Genomic DNA, 19,665 nt, shown 5'->3' with positions numbered 1-19,665 from the left:
GAGATAAAATTAAAAAAGTAAGTGGGAGTTAACTGCATGACAAAGGTACGATTCTGTTCTCAGCCTGCAGCACGCCTGCACTAGAACATCTGCGTTCGTTGAATGAAGTTTCACTTTATCGTAAACCGAAAAAGAACCCACGGTCAAGCGGATTCTTCGTGATGCAAAATATTAACCTAATGCTCCTGTCAGGTCCGTAAAGAAATCTGGGTAAGAAATGGCAATACAGGAAGCATCATCCAAATATACTTGCTCTGTTGCGATAAGCGAGGCGATCGATGCCATCATGGCAATTCGATGATCGTGGAATGTCCGTACCTTTCCACCACGCAGTGTTGCCTTCCCATGAATAACCAATCCATCATTGGTGGGTTCAATTGCAGCTCCCAAGGCAGATAACACCTCGACAACAGCGGCGATACGATCGGTTTCCTTTAAGCGTAATTCGGCGGCATCGCGAATAATCGTTGTTCCTTCAGCTTGAGTCGCCAAAAGAGCAATAATCGGGATTTCATCAATTAAACGTGGGATGATTTCTCCTTCAATAACAATACTTCTTAAATGACTATAAGAAATTGTAACATCACCCATTCGTTCACCACTAATGGTTTGCTCATTATTGATTTCCATGTTTGCGCCCATTTGCTGCATGACTTCGATCATACCTGTACGTGTTGGATTTAGTCCGACATTTTTAATGGTTAATCGACTAGTAGGTACAATAGCAGCCGCGGCAAAAAAGAATGAAGCCGATGATATGTCGCCAGGTACAAAAACTTCAGTTGCCGTTAATTCCTGCCCGCCAACAAGGGAAATTTCATCCCCAGATTGCTCTACGGTCGCACCGAAAGCATGCAGCATATTTTCCGTATGATTTCTTGTAGGGGTGCGTTCCATAACCGTTGTGGTTCCCTTAGCGAACAGTCCGGCAAGCAGTACAGCTGACTTAACCTGGGCACTCTTTACAGGCAGGCGATAACGAATCCCGGTTAATGTTCCTCCTCTAATCGATAACGGAAGAAATGAGCCACTTTTTCGTCCATCAAATATTGCTCCCATTTGTGTTGCCGGGGTTATCACACGGTCCATTGGTCGTTTGGTCAAATACGGGTCACCATAAACCGTGGTAAAAAAAGGTAAACCACTAAGTACGCCAAGCAACAGACGAGCAGTTGTACCTGAGTTACCAAAATATAACGGCACAACTGGTTCTGATAAAGCATCCATTCCCTGTCCATGAATGATGAGTCTTGTATCCTGCTTTTCTATGGAAACGCCTAAGCTCTGAAAAATCTTAACCGTTCGTAAACAATCTTCGCCATCAAGGAAATTGGTGACCGTTGTTGTCCCATTCGCCAAGGCACCAAAGATAACGGAACGATGTGAAATGGATTTATCTCCAGGTACACTAATTACACCAGAAAGCCCATTCTTGCTAGGCCTCAATTCTTTAACACTCATTCGACACACTTCCTTTTTCTTTTACGTCAACCGAGAATGATACCACTAATCATCCATAATGACCTCGTAACCTTTTCTCTGTAAGATACGGCTTGCTTCCAATCGAATTGCCTCTGTTGGAAAACTCAGGCGTAATACACCGGAAATACTGTCGTCACGTATTTCCAGTATTTCAATATTTTTGATGCTTAATTCTTTGGCAGCAATAATTTGCATTACCGACGCAACCGCACCGGATTGGTCAGGAATGTCCACATATAAATCATGAAATGACGGAATTGCCCCCGTATCATTTTTGCCCAGTCCATCCCGGTATTCCTTTGCTAGATTTAAATAGCCAGTCATTTGTTTATGTTGATTTTGATCAATCAGCTGTTTCAGTTCTTCCATTTCTGCTATCCAATCGGATAATAACTGGGACATTTTCTTACGATTATGATAAAAAATATCCTGCCACATTTCTGGATTACTGGAGGCGATGCGGGTTATATCTCGAAAACCACCCGCTGCCAGCTTTGGAATAAAGGAGTGGATATGCTCCCACTTCCTTGCCTGATGAACCAAGGATGATGCAATCAAATGGGGAAAGTGAGAGATTACCCCTGTCATCGCATCATGCTCACCTGGGTTTAGTGTAATAAAATTGCTATGTGTATTTTCTAATAAAACCTTTAGCTGCTCCACCTGTGTATCTGCTTTGTCATGTTTCATTGGAGAGAGCACATAGATCGCATTTTCAAACAAATGTGCTTTAGCGGCCATAATTCCTCTTTTGTGCGAACCTGCCATTGGGTGTCCGCCAATAAACGTGATGTTCGGATTCGTTAATTGGCTGGCAGCCATCATAACCGTATTTTTAACAGAACATGTATCGGTCATAATAACTGGATGATCCAGTACTACCTCATCCATTTGCTGCATGATGGTAATGGTTTGCGAAATAGGTGTCCCCAAAATGACGACATCCGCTTTTGTTAATGCCTTTGTAACTGATGCACTGGACTCATCAATAATCCCGCTCATCAGGGCGAATTCAATAGTTTGAGGGTTCGTATCATACCCGATGATATGGTGTTTATTCGATTGCCCAATTGCCTTGGCTAATGAACCGCCGATTAGCCCAAGCCCGACTACAAGTATTGTCTGCTTTGTCATGTTATCCCTCACTGCGAAAAATCATTTAATATCGTTTGTAGTTGTTTCATATCGTGTTCATTTCCAATTGTGATCCGAACTGTATTAGTCGGACAACCAATCGCTTCCCCGGGTCTGACGATAAACCCGCGTTTTAGTAAATAGGTAAATAGTTCGTTACCGGACACAGGCAGTTTAACGAACAAAAAATTGGTCTCTGAATCATCATATTCCCAGCCAATCCCATCTAGAAAACGTTGAAAGTCTTGTTTGATTGCAATATTTCGTTCATTCGTTTTCCGAATAAAATCCTGATCATCAATAGCTATTGATGCAGCCTTCTGGGCAAATGAGGATGTATTAAACGGCCCACGTACAACATTCAATTTGTTGATCAGGTTTTTTGCACCAATTCCATAACCGACACGTAATCCGGCTAGTCCATAAGCTTTTGAAAATGTTCGCAAGCATAACAGGTTCGAATATGATTTAATAGCTGCAATCGTATTATATTGTCGCTTAGGTTCAATGAACTCGTAGTATGCTTCATCAAGCACAACAAGAACATCTTGTGGACACTGTTCCATAAATGAATAAAATGCTTCTTCCGGAATCAAGCTTCCAGTTGGATTATTAGGTGAGCAGAGCCAGATTACTTTTGTTTGATCATCAATCGAACGAAGCATTCCTTGAAGATCGTGGTAGCCATTTACAGTTGGTATTTCCCTTACCTCTGCTCCTTCAACCAATGAATGGTGCTTATACTGTGGAAATGTTGGCGTCGCCATTACCGTATTCACACCAGGGTATAAAAATGTCCGGCAAATGATCTGTACCAGTTCATCAGAACCACTGCCAAAAACGAGCTGATCATCTGAAACCGTTAATGTTTTCGCCACCTTTGTCCGAAGCTCTGCGGCATGACCATCTGGATAAAGCTCGAATTGGCCAACTAATGATGACATTTGATCTCTCAATACTGGTGAATACCCAAATGGATTTTCATTGGACGCTAGTTTAACAATCTTGGTCAATCCATATTCCGCCTTCACTTCCTCCATTTGTTTCCCTTGTTTATAGGGTGCCATTTCACTTAATATTTGTTTTCCGTACATTACTCCTTACCTGCCTTTTCAATTAAATCCGGACGTAGTTGTTTGGCTTCATAATGGAATACATGGTGGATATCCTGCTGGTCAACCTTTGTATTCGTGACCATCATGACTCGAATACATCGCGGCAGACTTCCCGGAACCTCAATCTCCTGCATGCACATAACCGGAACATAGACCCAACCAGGAATTTGTCGCAATGACTTTGCCGGAAATGCTGCTGTTACATCACGTGTTACCGAGATGAATACATGGGAAATATCTTCTGGCTTAATCCCATTTCTATCCACCATTTCTTCAACCAATTCTTTTGTATTACTTACAATCTCGCGTTCATCATTTTTGCTAACAGTTGTTGCTCCACGTACACCGCGCATCATTTCCTCACCAGCTTTCTATAGAAGGATTCTAGTGATAATGTCATTTGCTGATCATCTATCTCTACATCTGCCAAATCGCCAATTTGTTTGATTAGCACCATATGAATCTTATTGGCAATCGATTTTTTATCAGTTTTCATTTTGTTTCGTAAGGGTTCCGTATCAAACGCTGGAAGCGATAATGGATAGTTATTCTGTTTTAACCAGTCATATAATTTCGCATATGGAAGACTAATAGAATAATGTTGTTCACTCACATGTAAAGCAAATAACGTCCCTATCGCCACCGCTTCTCCATGTGTTAATTTGCCATAGCCTAATTCGGCTTCCAACGCATGGCCAAGTGTATGGCCCAGGTTCAAATATTTACGAATTCCTGCTTCCTTTTCATCGGCTTCCACGATTTTCGCCTTGATTGACATTCCCCTTAGCAAATCACGTGCAAGTTGTTGTGTCGTCAATGTGGCAAGGTTTGTATGCATCAGTTCCTCGAAAAAGGTTGCATCGGCAATTAATGCCTCTTTGACAAGCTCGGCATATCCAGAGCGAATTTCACGTTCATCCAGCGAAGCTAACATTGCTGTATCATAAATAACGGCGCTAGGTGGATAAAAACTGCCAATCAGGTTTTTACCTAAGTCATGATTGATTGCCACTTTTCCGCCGACACTGCTATCATGGGCAAGAATGGTAGTCGGCATTTGGATATAATCGATTCCACGCATAAATGTTGCTGCAACAAAACCGGCAACATCGCCAACTACTCCACCACCTAATGCAATAATTAGTGACTGTCTATCCAGTCCGTTTGCAATTGCATCTGTAAGCAACTGGTAATACGTCTCAATCCCTTTTGCTTGCTCACCGTGCTTAATGATCGAATGAAACACCTGTGCATCAGGAGGCAGGCCTTGCAGACAATCGTTAAGGTACAGATCGGCAACCGTATCATCTGTAATTAGAAAAAAGGATGAATAGGTCTTTGGTAATAATGCTGGGATCGAGAACCGAAGATCCTTCTCCACATAGATGAAATATGGGTGGGTGCTTGTTTGGACGAAAAGTTTATCCATTAAAAACACCTTGTTTCTTCACGATAGTCCGCGATCGTCCGTTTGAGCACCGGGAACTGGTCGTGCGGGAATTGTTCTAAAAGTGTTCGTGCCAATTCAAAGGCCACGACATGCTCCATTACAACAGATGCGGCTGGAACCGCACAGGAATCAGAACGTTCAATACTCGCGTTAAACGGCTTCTTCGTTTCAATATCGACGCTCTGTAAAGGTTTATACAAGGTTGGGATTGGCTTCATGACACCTCGAACAACTATAGGCATTCCCGTTGTCATTCCACCTTCAAAGCCACCTAAACGATTCGTCTTGCGATAGTAGCCCTTCTGTTCGTCCCAAGCAATTTCATCGTGAACCTCACTGCCGTTTTTTCTCGCGGCTTCAAAACCAATACCGAATTCAACACCCTTAAACGCATTAATACTTTGCACGCTGCCAGCAATCCGGCCATCGAGTTTACGGTCATAATGGACATAGGAGCCAACTCCCGCCGGCATCCCTTCTACATATACTTCACAAACACCGCCAATCGAGTCACCTTCTTTTTTTGCTTGATCGATGGCATCCATCATTTGTTTTTCCACTGATTTATCAAGGGTACGCACTGGAGAGGCCTCCTGGAGCTCAAAACGTTCCTTCGTCGATAGTGCAGGATCCTCAGCTGCCTTGATCCCGGCAATTTCCTTTACATAGCCAACAACTTCAATGCCAAGCTGTTTTAATAATGTTTTTGCAACAGCTCCCGCTGCGACTCGTGCAGCGGTCTCTCTGGCCGACGAACGTTCCAGTACATTACGCATATCGCGATGTCCATATTTAAGAGCCCCATTTAAATCGGCATGCCCTGGTCGTGGTCTGGAAACTTCACGTCTGATTTTTTGGTCATCCGAAATGGGATCTTCTCCCATAATATCAGTCCAGTGTTTAAAATCATCATTATGTATAACCAGGGCAATTGGCGACCCTAATGTATAGCCGTGGCGAACACCACTCGTAATTTCTGCCAAGTCCTTCTCAATTTGCATTCGTTTACCGCGGCCATGCCCTTTTTGTCTCCTAAGTAAAGATGCGTTTATATCTTCCTTTAGCAATGGCATATTGGAAGGGATACCTTCGATGATGGTTGTTAATTGTTTCCCGTGTGATTCTCCTGCAGTTAAGTAGCGCATATTATATCCTCCATCTAAGCAATTTTGTATAACTATATCATATCCCATTCTAAATGTGGCACTAATTTAGGAAGAATTTTAGTTATATGTAAATAATAATTTACAATTATATGACTAATCCACTATTTTTGCAAATGGAATATAAACAAATTCTATTTACCAAGTATTTATATTTCGGGTTGTTCTTATTGATTTGAGCAGCATAGAACCTAAATTTTGATGCCCTATCTTCTTAATAAAAAAATACTCTTGGGAAATCCCTAAGAGTATAAACCGGGTTCTTTTTTATAAAAAAATGTGTTTTGTAGCGTTAAACCATATTTCTGCGGGCTGAAAATTTGTTCGGTACTGCCTACAAAAAGTACTCCATTATCGGCAAGCGCATTGCTAAACGATTGATAAATGATTTCCTTTGCTTGATCTGTAAAATAAATTAACACATTCCGGCAAATGATCAGGTCGACCTGTTGTGGGAAACGATCAGAAAGTAAGTTATGTTTTTGAAATGTCACTTGTTGCTTTAATTGTGGATCAATTTGGAATAGCCCATTTTGTTTCGTGAAATACTTATTCTGCAGATGCCGCGGAAGATCTCTTAATGATTGTTCCGTGTAGCTGCCCTGCTTCGCCTTTGCCAACACTGTTTCATCAATATCACTAGCTCGTATATGCAGCTTTATATTCGGAAAATATTCTGCACCCAACAGTGCCATACTGTATGGTTCTTCTCCCGTTGAACAGGCTGCACTCCAAACGGTAAGCTTGCGTTTTACCTTAGTCAATTCTGGTAATACTTCATTCTTCAGAACTTCCCAACGTTTTGGATTCCGGTAAAATTCAGAAACATTAATGGTAATGCGATCCATTAATTCCTGGAATAATTGCTTATTCTTGTCTAACGCTTGAAAGTATTGATAAAAATCAGTGTAGCCACGTTTGTCTCTAAGGGAAGTGAGCCGCCGTTTCATTTGTGTTTCTTTGTACAGCTTTAAATCAACACCAAGCTTTTGTTTCATTTGTGAAACAAATTTACTGTATCCCTCGTCCATTCCCGTTCCCCTCTACAAAAAATCTAAAGAAACCTCCGTATATGACGGAGGCTACTGCATTAGTAAATCCACGTGCTGTCTTGTTTCTGATAGGATAATACATCATTTTCATTGAAAAACAGACCAATTTCCCGCTCTGCACTTTCTGGGGAATCAGAACCATGAATAATATTTTTACCGACTGTAACTCCGAAGTCACCACGAATGGTCCCAGGTGCTGCTTCAGACGGATTGGTCTTACCCATCATTTCACGAGCAGTTGCAATCACATTTTCCCCTTCCCAAACCATTGCAAAAACAGGTCCAGATGTGATGAAATCGACCAATTCACCAAAGAATGGACGTTCCTTATGTTCCCCATAATGTGTTTCAGCCAGATTTGTCGGGATGTTCATTAATTTCGCGCCAACAAGCTGAAATCCTTTTCTTTCCAGGCGAGTAACAATCTCACCGATTAAATTACGTTGAACACCATCTGGCTTTACCATTAAAAATGTTTTTTCCATTTTTCCACCTCTTCAGTATGTATAAGTTTTATTGTGTCAGATGCACCTATAAAATAGTAACAAATTTCGACGCAAATGACAATAAAGTGAAACTTCATTCAGTAGGGCTGGCGTACAGGACGTGCTAGTGCAGGCGTTGTCACAGGGCGTGACGGTTTTAGCCTCCCTTTCCTCTCTCACTTATACTAAGGAACAAAGGCTAAGTTCTCAGGCATCTGAGTTGCAACGCCTTTGTGAGCTGCATCATGCAGGCTGAGAAGAGAATCGGACCTTAACGGGCAGTTGGCCCCACTTATCTTTTTTAATTCCATCTTAAAATCTTGAAGCGAGGGTCTTACTGCCTGTTAAGGTGGGATAAAGTGAAACTTCATTCCGTGCGATGCCTCTCCCCCGCTGATTTAAACACTCCCCCTAATTGGTGCATTTTTGTTTCATAGTTGACTGCGACGTTGAGATAATTACATGCGTCGCTTACCAATATACTTGGCAACACTTCTTAACGCATGCTTTGCTTTCACATTTGGCAGCTGTTCGACAATGTTAAGTGCCTTTACCAAATAACGATTGCTAAACGCATACGCGTACTGAATAGCATCCGTTTCATGCAATTTGGTTATTAGGTTTTGCATCTGTGTTTGAGAAATTGTCTCGGGACTCAAAAATGCTCTCTGCAACAGCCGGTTAAAATCTTCATCTTTCATCGCGTACAAAACAGGTAAGGTAATATTGCCCTGCAAGAGATCATTCCCAGCTGGTTTACCAAGCTCTTGTGCAGATGACGTAAAATCAAGGATGTCATCAATAATTTGATATGACATGCCAATATAATAGCCATATTGGTACAATTTATTCGCTAACCCTGCTGGTACATCAGCTGCGATTGCACCTAATTTACAACTGGTTGCAATTAATAAAGCTGTTTTACGCTTGATTCGACGTAAATAATCCCGCAATTGTTGATTCCAGTCATACTTATCTTTTATCTGCTCGATTTCGCCCATGCATACATCCACAATTGTCTTGGATAACACATGGTGAGCCTGGTTTTTTTTTAACGAGGTAATTGTTTCTAACGACCTTGCTAGTATATAATCACCAGCATACATGGCGACACGGTTATCATATAATTGACGAATGGTTGGTTTTCCCCTCCGCAATTCAGCATCATCGATCACATCATCATGAACAAGAGTTGCCATATGAATTAGTTCCAACGCTACGGCTACCGTCTTCATACGTTCGATGTCATAGTTACCAAATTGCCCCGACAGCAGAACAAATACAGGACGGATTCGCTTACCGCCCGCGTTCAGCAATTGTGTCGCTGCATTGCACAAAACAGGATGTTCAGCCTGGATCGCATTATTTAATGCCGCTTCAATGTGATCTAAATCTTTTTTTAAGTATCCATATGTTTTCGCTATTTTCATGCATGTCACCTTTAATGTCTCACTATTGTTTTAATATAAATCACGCCACTAACCGGGGGTTATGCTTTTGTGCCCATATGCATCGCCGCTGCCCCGCCACTGTAACTTTTGACTTGAACCTGGGTAAGCCCGGCTTGGGAAAACATTTGTTTCAGTTCTTGTTTTCCAGGAAAGTCCTTTGCTGATTCGTGCAGCCATGCATATTCGTCATAACTTTTTGCCAGCAAGCGGCCAATGAATGGCATGATAAACCGGAAATAAAAGTAATACAGTTGCCTGTAACCAATTAAAGCAGGTTGCGAAGTCTCTAGACAAACTACTTTCCCTTGTGGCTTTACTACACGGTACATTTCCTTTAAAACGTTCATGTAGTCCGGAACATTTCGTAATCCGAAGCCAATTGTAACGTAATCAAAGGTATTATCTTCAAATGGCAAATCCATCGCATTTCCGTAGATAAAGCTAAGCTGCTTCATTGGAAAGGTGTGCTTTTGCTTTTCTTTGGCAACCTGTAGCATATTTTCACTAAAGTCAAGCCCTATTACGGTTCCTTTTGGTCCTACTTTTTTCGCTAGCGCCAGAGACCAATCTCCTGTTCCGCAGCATACATCAAGTGCTTTTTGTCCATTTGCAACCTGCATCCGATCCATGACATCTTTGCGCCATGCCTTGTGGCGCTGAAAAGAAATAACGGAATTCATCGTATCGTAATTATTATAAATTTTTTCAAAGACGTGATGGACACGTTCCTCTTTCGTTTCTTGCATCATTTACCCTTCTTCCGCGTATTTTGTTTGTCTAGCAGGAGGATTCTTTAATTGGCAAGTAAGATGAGCCTTTATATCGTGATAGCCTGTTGGAAGTTGAGCAACGGTCGTGGTCAAACGGTCGTTAAGGGTGGTGATTTTTACCTCCAAAGCAGTTAGGAGTTCTGACTTGTCTTTGGGCCACCAGGCAAATAACGGTGAATATCCTTCGCAGAGCAATAATTGTTTTTCAAGAACTAACCGGTTATGCAGTAACCAATCCTCTATCAAACTGGTTAGTGCCTGTTCTTTGACATACGCTGCTGTGCGAACAAATAATAACGATTCCACTTTCTGCACAATCTGTACATAGTCATTAAAGGAATCAGTTGCTAAATAGTATAAGTTCATTTTTGCTTCATTAATTTCTTTAATCGCTGAAGCAAGTACATGTATCATATCAAGGTCATTACTATTTGCTAGTAACGAATAATAGAGCCCGCTATAGTAATCTCCAGCTAAAACTGCTAACTGTTTTTCATGCTTTTCCTGTTTACCCTCATCAGGTGTAGTTACTTTCACGACTGTATCATGTGTATCCAATGCTATTTGAACGAGCATCGTGGTAATGATGTAATTGTTTTTTTGCAACGCTGACAATTCCGCATGATTCATGACAGATAGCAAAACGAATAGCTTCTCTTCTGGTATAACAGCCTTTTTCATATGCTTGTCCAAATATGTATGTTGGAGTTTATCTATAATTAATGCTTGGAGCTCTTTCATTTGCGTATCTGATGTGTTCAATCGTCATCACCTAAGCCTTTTCTCTAAGTTTACTGATATAGAGACAGCAAGAAATCTGCTTTTCAAGTAGAAGGATTGGGTAATCAAAGTTGCGTTTTACAGCCATTTTTATAACAAGACCAAAAAGTCCGCCTCGAAAAAGCAACTATTCAGTGAGCGGTGTTAAGGCCGTTAATGTGTTAAAAATGGAAGGTGCAGCCTTTCATCTTCCCATCAGTCATTATAGCATAATTTTATCGTAAAACCCACACAACGTGGAAATAACTATTACTTTATAACGCGATCCTTTTCACTCTCCCGCTCTTTTCTCTTACAATTTATCCGTATGGAAGGTGAATTAAAGTAAAACTTCATTCAGTGGGATTTCTGACGGAACTGACACGTTCTAGTGCAGGCGAAGACATAAGGATGTGGCGTTCTTAGTCTGCCTTTTCCTCCACTTTAATAGAGGAAGGAACAAAGGTATGTTCGCAACATCTGAGTTATGAGCGATTATGACCTGCATCATGCAGGCTGAAACAGAATCGGACCTTTGTCATGCAGTTAACTCCCATTTATCTTCCTCAAAATCTTGAAGTGGAAGTCTTACTGTCCGTTAAGAGTGAGATAAATAGAAAAAGGGTGCGTCTTGACGCACCCTTTTTCCGCCCTATGTAAGTCCATTATTTTACTGTGTCTTTTAGGGCTTTACCTGGTTTAAACGCTGGAACCTTGCTTGCAGGTATTTCAATTTCTTCACCAGTTTGTGGATTACGGCCTTTACGAGCTGAACGCTCACGTACTTCAAAGTTTCCAAATCCAATCAACTGTACTTTTTCACCTTGTTTTAGTGAATCCATGACAGATTCAAAAACTGCATCAACAGCTTTTGTAGCATCTTTTTTTGACAGTTCGCTTTTCTCGGCAACCGCATTTACTAAGTCTGTTTTATTCATGACATTCACCTCCTCCCAAAGAGTCTGGAATCGACATTGGTATTCAAATAAATCATGATGTCTTCATTTGTTAACCAAATTGCCTTCTTTTATACTTTCGAGTCACCTTTTTCATTGATGACAAGGCTTATAATAACTGAGTTTGCAACAAAATTCAACAATAAGATCACATTTTATCGCTAATTATGAGGTTTTTTTGTGATTTGCCCATCATATTTGGAAAAAATGAGGAACTCGCCTTGTGTCAGCGTATAAGCCTTATTATATCTATACGACGTAAATACTGAATTTCCTGCTGTTTATTAAAAAAAATGCCCAAAAAAAATAGCAGCGTTTTAGCTGCTTGTCTTGAACCTTATAAATTTATTTCAATGGTTAGTTGACGAGTCAAGAGCAAAGGAAGTTCGACTAAGAGCGCGACGTCTTGACCTGCATCCTGTTACCCCTCTTCAGGCTCCAGTGACTAGTGGCCAACACCCACCTCCGTATGATAAGTTAACATCGGTTTGTAGATGAAGGAAGGCCGATTAAATACGGCCTTTGCATCCACCAAGTCTATCCCTGTTGCAGGGACATGTAACATTATCCCCTACGGTAGGAGGTTTGATTAAGACCATTGCTATGCGCAACAACACCGAACCCACCTGCTTGGCAGGGCGTAATCCATACGTTGCTAATCGGGAGCCTCCACCTTTGGGTTATAATATAATGGCGATTAATCCGCCTGATCCTTCATTGATGATGCGTTCCAATGTATCTTTTAGCTTATACCGTGCATTTTCTGGCATCATAGCGATCTTTGCTTGAATGCCTTCTCTGACGATCGAGCTGAGTGAGCGGCCGAAAATGTCTGATTCCCAAATGGATAGTGGGTCTTCCTCAAAGTCTTGCATCAGGTATCGGACAAGCTCTTCACTTTGTTTTTCTGTTCCAATGATTGGAGAAAACTCCGATTCTACTTCCACCTTGATCATGTGGATGGACGGGGCCACTGCCTTTAAACGTACTCCGAAGCGTGATCCTTGGCGAATTATTTCTGGTTCATCAAGTACCATATCTTCTAAACTTGGAGCTGCAATCCCATATCCTGTCTGTTTCACCATTTGCAATGCACCAGAGACTTGATCATATTCCCTCTTAGCATAGGCAAAATCTTGCATTAATTCAAGTAGATGGTCTTTCCCGCGAATCTCTTCACCAACAATTTCTTTTAGGATTTGATCGTATAAATCATCTGGTGCATGGAGATCTATTTCCGCTACCCCATCCCCCATCTCCATACCGGCAATATTGGCCCGATCAATGTATTCATAATCCGTGAAGTGGCCAACAATATTATCGACATCCCGAAGACGTTTGATGTCTTTTACAGTTGTTTGAATGGCATCTTGATAATTCGTACGGAGCCAATGATTCTCCCTTAGCACCATTACCCAGCTTGGCAAGTTAACATTGACTTCCAATACAGGAAATTCATATAATGCTTCACGCAGTACATTATGAACATCGTGTTCTGTCATCGATTCAATACTCATGGCAAGCACTGGAATATCATATTTCTCAGCGAGCTCTTGTCGTAATAATTCCGTATCCTGACTAGATGGTCTTACCGAGTTGATAACCATGATGAATGGCTTGCCTACTTCTTTTAATTCATCGACGACCTTTGCTTCGGCATCAACATAGTCACTACGAGGGATTTCGCCAATGGTTCCGTCAGTGGTTATAATAACTCCCATCGTAGAATGCTCTTGAATAACCTTTCTTGTGCCAATTTCGGCAGCATCATGGAATGGGATGGGTTCCTCATACCATGGTGTGTGAATCATTCTTGGTCCATTCTCATCCTCAAATCCTTTGGCCCCTTCTACAGCGTAACCCACACAGTCAACTAGTCGTACGTTTACATCTAAGCCTTCATCCACGTGAATGGAAACGGCCTGATTAGGCACAAATTTCGGCTCTGTTGTCATAATCGTTTTACCTGCTGCACTTTGTGGTAATTCATCCAGTGCCCGGCTGCGATCATTCTCATCCTCAATATCCGGCAGAACAACCTGTTCCATAAATTTCTTAATAAACGTTGATTTGCCTGTCCGAACCGCTCCAACAATGCCTAAATAAATATCTCCATTCGTCCGTTTCGAAATATCTTTAAAAATATCAACTCTTTCCAAACGATCCCCTCCCGATCTCCATTACATTTACTAACGAACAAACTACGAATAATTGACATTACAAGTCTATGATGTTGTCCTATCAAATTATGCCTTAAATAAATAGAAAAATATAAAGTAAAACTCCATTCAGTGGATTTTCCACTTACAGCACGTTGTAGAGGAGGCAAAGAGACAAGCTGATAGCATCCATATCCTGGGCCACCTCCCCCACTGAGTCAAGGGAACATAGGCTAAATTCTTAGATGTATGGGTTACATCGCTTTTGTAACCTGCATCGTGCAGGCTTAGAACAGAATCGGATCATTGTCATGCGGTTGTCTCCCACTTACTTTTTAAATTTCACCAAATCTTGAAGCGGGGGGTTAACTGCCCGTTAAGAGCGGTATAAAAAGAATCTTGCCTCTCCCCGTTTCAGATACATTCAGCATTAGAAAGGACCGAAATAAATTGTTTCTTGTAAACATATTTAGTCGAGCAAGCGATAATAAATGCAGCAAATAAAATCCCTTGCCACAATATATGCAGCAAGGGAGATTATATGCTTATTTATTCGATTGTAAAAAGATGGGTTCGCCTTCATGTACGGTGTATGGAAGCGAGTAAGCCGGCACGAATGGTGCATTTTCTGCTAATAGATTTCGGATATCGTCCCCTTCTGTTGCGTCATGTTTGCTCTCTTTTAATGCATCATACAGATCCATTCGATAATCAACAAATAAATCACCCTCTGTGTTCATGATAAGGGGCAGATTTTTTCCTGAGTAGGGGCTTTTTACAACCGGTTCGCTGTCAAGACCTAACTTTTTATAATTTAATTTGTATATTCCTTTGGTAATCTGTTCTCCGTATGGAGGATACAAATGATCGTTGCGGTAAATATCCAACTTTACCCCGACCGAACGAATCGTTTCTGTTAGACGCAGATCGATTAATTTGACGCGGGGATTGTCCTCTGGTGTGATCAATGCGTATTGATAGACTCCACCGTTTTCATACGCATTCCCCGGTGTTTCAGTGATCAAATGCTTTTCTTTTAAAGCAGTAAAATCAATTAAGTATTTTTGAAAAATCGGTGTGTCTTCTTCTTTTGTTTTGATCGGAACTAACCCGTTTGTCTGTTCCCGGTATTCATCAACAGCTTTTTGGACCAATTCCAACTGATCTTCGTTTGGCGTTTGGTTTTTTTCCAGCTTATTTTCCGGATATAAACATCCGCTTAACAGGATAATCACCATCATCAACATCATACAAACACGTAAATATGTAAATTTCATCGGCATATCCTCCTAAGCTGGCCCGCTAAAGACAATATAAAATATAATAATGCCACCTAAAATGAAACATAGATAGGCAAATACTGAAACAATACCAGCAAAAAATCCCCTTAGCTTGTACCTGCTTAAAAGAATCAAACCGATTGACACTAAAAGCAGTATAATACCAGCAAAGGATATCCACATTTTTATCAAGCCTACTGTCATATCCTCACTCCTAAATCAATACACATAATCACTGACAAGCTATTATAACACAGCGAAATCTCCAAAAGCACGAAAAGACCTTTAATGTGTACTAAAGGTAGCAGTGTCATGTCAACGTTTGGCATAAGGTAAAAGTTCCTGAGATGAAGGGGGCCAGCTTCATCTCAGATTGACTAAATAATACCCACAACATCTCTATCCATGAATGCTTGTGCGATTTATCTTATGCGATTCTTTCTGACTTTGTATCCTCATATGCCCAGTATCCCTATTTTTTATTGAATAGTTGATTCATCGATTGCATATCCATCGGCATTTTGTTCTTAGTAATCGATTGTACGATTTTATCCTCTTTTTCTTTGGACAATGGTTTGTTTGCCATTTTTGATAGCCTCCGCACTAGATCTCGAACGGTTTGCTCATCTGAAAAATCTGCATTTTTCACGGAATCTGCTACTTTATATACTTCACTTGGGTCGATGTTTGCCTTTTTGTTTAATTTATCGAATAACCCCTTTTGAAAATTGCTCACTTGCTCGCCTCCTTGCAACTGTTAATTCATCATATTATATGCAAGAGGTGAGTGAAAGTGAGTGTGCTAACAGCCAGTAATTTCGGAAGCGCGCACGTTCAGAAATCTGAAATTCAAGACGAGTATCGATTACTTAACAATACAGCTAAATCATCCATTTCTTCCCTTTTTGTTCGGTTCATTAATTGATCGACTACATCTTTTGGTTTTGCTTCTTCAAACAATATTTTATGAATACCATGGGTAATTGGCATTTCAATTCCTTGTTTTTCTGCGAATTGATTGGCAGCCTTAGCTGTTCGAACACCTTCGACAACCATACCCATTTGGCTTAGTACCTGATTAAGCTTATTTCCTTTCCCCAACAAGTTACCAGCACGCCAATTACGGCTGTGTACACTTGTACAAGTAACAATTAAATCACCGACACCTGGCAAACCTAAGAAGGTTAACGGGTTGGCACCAAGGGAAGCACCAAGTCGGGCAATTTCTGCTAAACCTCTCGTAATAAGGGCTGCTTTCGCATTGTCCCCATACCCTAAACCATCAGATATTCCAGCGCCAAGCGCGATAATATTTTTCAGTGCACCACCAAGCTCTACACCTACGACATCAGGACTGGTATAGACACGAAAGGTATCACTCATAAATAAATCCTGGGCAATTTTAGCATTTTTTTCATTTACAGATGAAACAGTAACTGTTGTTGGTTGACGTTTGCCAACTTCTTCTGCATGACTTGGTCCGGAAAGTACAACAATATCATCGACTGTGTATCGTTCCATTTCTTCTGCAATCATTTCCGATACCCGTTTTAAAGTTTCCGGCTCAATTCCTTTTGATGCATGAATGATCGTTACCTTTTCATCCATTAACGTATCTAATTGGCTGCAAACTTCCCGAATGGCCTTGGTTGGTACGACAAGAACAATGGCAGAAACATCTTTAATAGCCCGTTGTAAATCATCAAATGCGTTAATTTTTTCCGGGATCATGATTTCCAGGTATTTTTCATTTTTATGGGTGGTATTGATCGCATCAGCCTGTTCTTTACGATGTGTCCATAACCGCACATCATGTCCATTATCAGCCAGTACAATGCTTAATGCAGTACCCCAGCTTCCAGCACCTAATACAGCAACTTTTGCCAAAATAGTTCCCTCCTATTCCCTTTTTCTTGCAAAGATTTTGATTGGTGTACCAACAAATCCAAATGCATCTCTTATTTTATTTTCCAAGAATCGTTTGTAGGAAAAATGCATTAATTCCGGATCATTTACAAACACAACAAATGCTGGTGGTTTCGCTGCTACCTGTGTAGTGTAGAGAACCTTCAACCGCTTCCCTTTCATAGTTGGTGTCGGATTCATTGCCAATGCATCCATGATGACATCATTCAATACATTGGTTGGTACTCGTTTGGCATGATTCTCGCTGGCTAAATTGATAGCTGGCAACAGGGTGTGTAACCGTTTTTTTGTTTTCGCCGATAAAAAGACGATTGGTGCATAGTCCAGAAATTGGAAATGCGCCCTGACCTTCGTTTCAAATTCTTTCATTGCTTTTTCGTTTGACTCGACGGTATCCCACTTATTGACCACAATGACAATAGCTCGCCCAGCATCATGGGCATATCCTGCAATCTTCTTATCTTGTTCGCGTATGCCGGTTTCCGCATCAATTAAGACTAAAACAACATCTGAGCGTTCGATAGCCTTTAATGCACGCAATACACTATATTTCTCCGTCGTTTCATATACTTTTCCACGCTTACGCATCCCGGCCGTGTCAATAATAACATAATCTGTTTCATCCCGATGCAATTTGGTATCAATTGCGTCTCTAGTTGTACCTTCTATTTCACTGACAATGACTCGATCTTCGTTTAAAATGGCATTTACTAACGAGGATTTTCCCACGTTGGGCCGGCCAATTAAACTGAAATAGACGGTATCTTCATTTTCATCTTCCTTCTCACGCTCCGGAAAAAGTTCCACGACGGCATCCAGCATATCACCAAGGCCAAGGCCATGCGCACCGGAGATTGGAAATGGCTCGCCAAATCCCAAAGAATAAAATTCATAAATTTGTTCTCGCATTTCTGGATTATCTACTTTATTTACCGCCAAGACAACGGGCTTGTTTGACTTATATAATAGCTTAGCCACTTCTTCATCAGCAGCAGTAATCCCTTCTCGTCCATTCACTAAAAAGATAATGACATCCGCTTCATCAATAGCGACTTCAGCTTGTTGGCGCATTTTCACCAATAATGGTTCGTCACCAACTTCAATTCCTCCGGTATCAATTATGTTAAAGGTTGATGTTAGCCATTCTCCTTCTGCATAAATTCGATCCCTGGTTACCCCTGGGATGTCCTCTACAATTGATATTCGCTCGCCAACCAGTCGATTAAAAATGGTTGACTTTCCAACGTTTGGTCTTCCTACAATTGCTACAACAGATTTCCTCATGAAAGGAACATCCTTTCTACTCTTTCTTTCTGTGTCGGATACAGCCTGGTTATATACGAAAATAGCTCTTGTATTTCCTGTACTGTCACGCACTGTGTACAACCATTTTCGACAGAATGACACTCACTTCACTTATTCTAGCAAAAGTACCTGCCAATCACAATGTTTTTCCTGATATCAATTCTCATCAGCCGTTCAACCTTTTTTGTACTTTATTACTTACTGGTTGTGACGGCTGGTTCAACCGTTTTGTTGTTTTGTATAACGCCAGTTTTCCTTTATGCAGGATTTCAAGAATAGTAAGGAACATGAGATACACAAATATCATATCAAAAAAAGCCATGTCTCCAATGGTTTCCTGAATCGAATAACTTGCTAAAATTAAACTATAGTATATTTCCCCAAACGTTATGCCAATTAATCCTACCGCTAATTTATAATCCATCCGATTTGTGATGGTAGAAACAAGAATAATAAGAATAAGTGGAATAAGCACATATCGTGGTAAAAACATCCAAATAGGAGTAATCTGTTCCCAAAATAAAATACCTGTATACCCTAAACAAATGGTAAAGGAAGCAAACAATAAATAGAGCGATTGAGCGACCCCATGAAAGAATATAAGAGACGCCAATAGAATAACAAACGACGGAGTAACTTGATAGCCACTGATTGCCCAAGATGCATTGGAACCGCAAATTAACAACAATATAATACAAGCAAAAAAAGTTCGCCTGCTTCCCTTTTTCATAAAAAACGTCACAATGATCCATAGTATCCAAGCAAACCATAAAAAGATTAGTCCATCCGACAATAAACTCACCACCCTTAGCATTATAACTAACGTGATGTCATCTTAAACAAAAAAGAGGATGGGAACATGACAAAACTTCTACACGAAAGATGAACAATTACAGGATGGGACGGTTTAAAGGTTACTTTTTCAAGAAGATCTTAAATTATACGTAGTTGATGGAAACTACGACGTAGTGATAACTTTATTACATGACACACGTTCTATTGGAAGAGGGGTGCACGCCACCGTCCGAAATTGCTTCGAGTAGATGCTTTCCGTGGGCACGGCTTCAGTCTCCTTGCACCTTCATAGGGGTATTATGCCGACGTTGGCCGCAAAGACCGTTTTTAGTCGGCCCTCCTTAAGAACCACTCTGCGGGGTCTTCGGACACGTGCTGTTCCC

At 40.9% G+C, this 19,665-nt stretch carries 19 protein-coding genes; all 19 read right to left on the bottom strand.

What is annotated here, in order from left to right; all coding sequences use genetic code 11:
* Positions 1-171: 171 nt before the first annotated feature.
* The 19 genes from aroA to WMZ97_RS13660 all read right to left on the bottom strand — a co-directional run bounded on the left by aroA (position 172) and on the right by WMZ97_RS13660 (position 19,280).
* Positions 172-1,461 (bottom strand): 3-phosphoshikimate 1-carboxyvinyltransferase, encoded by a 1,290-nt coding sequence (aroA, locus tag WMZ97_RS13750; protein ID WP_343272662.1) that lies wholly within the window; start codon positions 1,459-1,461, stop codon positions 172-174.
* A 45-nt stretch (positions 1,462-1,506) separates the two neighbouring features.
* Positions 1,507-2,616 (bottom strand): prephenate dehydrogenase, encoded by a 1,110-nt coding sequence (locus WMZ97_RS13745; protein ID WP_343272661.1) that lies wholly within the window; start codon positions 2,614-2,616, stop codon positions 1,507-1,509.
* 8 nt (positions 2,617-2,624) lie between these two features.
* Entirely contained in the window at positions 2,625-3,710 is a 1,086-nt protein-coding gene (gene hisC / locus WMZ97_RS13740) for a histidinol-phosphate transaminase (protein ID WP_343272660.1), read from the bottom strand.
* On the bottom strand, positions 3,710-4,087 hold the full coding sequence (gene aroH / locus WMZ97_RS13735) for a chorismate mutase (protein WP_343272659.1): 378 nt from the start codon (positions 4,085-4,087) through the stop codon (positions 3,710-3,712). The genes hisC and aroH overlap by 1 nt, the downstream gene beginning before the upstream one ends.
* On the bottom strand, positions 4,084-5,160 hold the full coding sequence (gene aroB, locus WMZ97_RS13730; RefSeq protein WP_343272658.1) for a 3-dehydroquinate synthase: 1,077 nt from the start codon (positions 5,158-5,160) through the stop codon (positions 4,084-4,086). The genes aroH and aroB overlap by 4 nt, the downstream gene beginning before the upstream one ends.
* The gene (aroC, locus tag WMZ97_RS13725; protein ID WP_343272657.1) at positions 5,160-6,326 is read right to left on the bottom strand and encodes a chorismate synthase; all 1,167 of its coding nucleotides are present in this window, start codon (positions 6,324-6,326) and stop codon (positions 5,160-5,162) included. Before aroC ends, aroB begins: the two co-directional genes overlap by 1 nt.
* Positions 6,327-6,586: 260 nt before the next feature.
* Positions 6,587-7,375 (bottom strand): CheR family methyltransferase, encoded by a 789-nt coding sequence (locus WMZ97_RS13720; protein ID WP_343272656.1) that lies wholly within the window; start codon positions 7,373-7,375, stop codon positions 6,587-6,589.
* Positions 7,376-7,434: 59 nt separating this feature from the next.
* Positions 7,435-7,881 (bottom strand): nucleoside-diphosphate kinase, encoded by a 447-nt coding sequence (ndk, locus tag WMZ97_RS13715; RefSeq protein ID WP_343272655.1) that lies wholly within the window; start codon positions 7,879-7,881, stop codon positions 7,435-7,437.
* A gap of 458 nt (positions 7,882-8,339) precedes the next feature.
* Positions 8,340-9,311, bottom strand: coding sequence for a heptaprenyl diphosphate synthase component II (gene hepT, locus WMZ97_RS13710; protein WP_343272654.1), 972 nt, complete (start codon positions 9,309-9,311; stop codon positions 8,340-8,342).
* Between the two features lie 59 nt (positions 9,312-9,370).
* Positions 9,371-10,078 (bottom strand): demethylmenaquinone methyltransferase, encoded by a 708-nt coding sequence (gene menG / locus WMZ97_RS13705; protein WP_343272676.1) that lies wholly within the window; start codon positions 10,076-10,078, stop codon positions 9,371-9,373.
* Positions 10,079-10,081: 3 nt separating this feature from the next.
* Positions 10,082-10,864, bottom strand: coding sequence for a heptaprenyl diphosphate synthase component 1 (locus tag WMZ97_RS13700; protein WP_343272653.1), 783 nt, complete (start codon positions 10,862-10,864; stop codon positions 10,082-10,084).
* Positions 10,865-11,526: 662 nt separating this feature from the next.
* On the bottom strand, positions 11,527-11,799 hold the full coding sequence (locus tag WMZ97_RS13695) for an HU family DNA-binding protein (protein ID WP_343272652.1): 273 nt from the start codon (positions 11,797-11,799) through the stop codon (positions 11,527-11,529).
* A 698-nt stretch (positions 11,800-12,497) separates the two neighbouring features.
* Positions 12,498-13,976 carry a stage IV sporulation protein A gene (gene spoIVA, locus WMZ97_RS13690; protein WP_343272651.1) on the bottom strand — a complete coding sequence of 493 codons (1,479 nt, stop codon included), beginning with the start codon at positions 13,974-13,976 and terminating at the stop codon, positions 12,498-12,500.
* A 545-nt stretch (positions 13,977-14,521) separates the two neighbouring features.
* Positions 14,522-15,253: a hypothetical protein gene (locus WMZ97_RS13685; protein ID WP_343272650.1), complete on the bottom strand. Its 732-nt coding sequence runs from the start codon at positions 15,251-15,253 to the stop codon at positions 14,522-14,524.
* 12 nt (positions 15,254-15,265) lie between these two features.
* Positions 15,266-15,460: a DUF2768 domain-containing protein gene (locus WMZ97_RS13680; protein WP_343272649.1), complete on the bottom strand. Its 195-nt coding sequence runs from the start codon at positions 15,458-15,460 to the stop codon at positions 15,266-15,268.
* A 268-nt stretch (positions 15,461-15,728) separates the two neighbouring features.
* Positions 15,729-15,992, bottom strand: coding sequence for a stage VI sporulation protein F (locus WMZ97_RS13675; RefSeq protein ID WP_343272648.1), 264 nt, complete (start codon positions 15,990-15,992; stop codon positions 15,729-15,731).
* A 113-nt stretch (positions 15,993-16,105) separates the two neighbouring features.
* The gene (locus WMZ97_RS13670; protein WP_343272647.1) at positions 16,106-17,143 is read right to left on the bottom strand and encodes an NAD(P)H-dependent glycerol-3-phosphate dehydrogenase; all 1,038 of its coding nucleotides are present in this window, start codon (positions 17,141-17,143) and stop codon (positions 16,106-16,108) included.
* Between the two features lie 12 nt (positions 17,144-17,155).
* Entirely contained in the window at positions 17,156-18,466 is a 1,311-nt protein-coding gene (der, locus tag WMZ97_RS13665) for a ribosome biogenesis GTPase Der (protein WP_343272646.1), read from the bottom strand.
* 187 nt (positions 18,467-18,653) lie between these two features.
* Complete coding sequence (locus WMZ97_RS13660; protein ID WP_343272645.1) at positions 18,654-19,280, bottom strand: YphA family membrane protein; 627 nt, start codon at positions 19,278-19,280, stop codon at positions 18,654-18,656.
* Between the last annotated feature and the right edge of the window lie 385 nt (positions 19,281-19,665).

It is taken from the genome of Lentibacillus songyuanensis (assembly GCF_039548255.1).
Taxonomy (GTDB): domain Bacteria; phylum Bacillota; class Bacilli; order Bacillales; family Amphibacillaceae; genus Lentibacillus_C; species Lentibacillus_C songyuanensis.
This window is presented reverse-complemented; position numbering and strand designations above follow the sequence as displayed.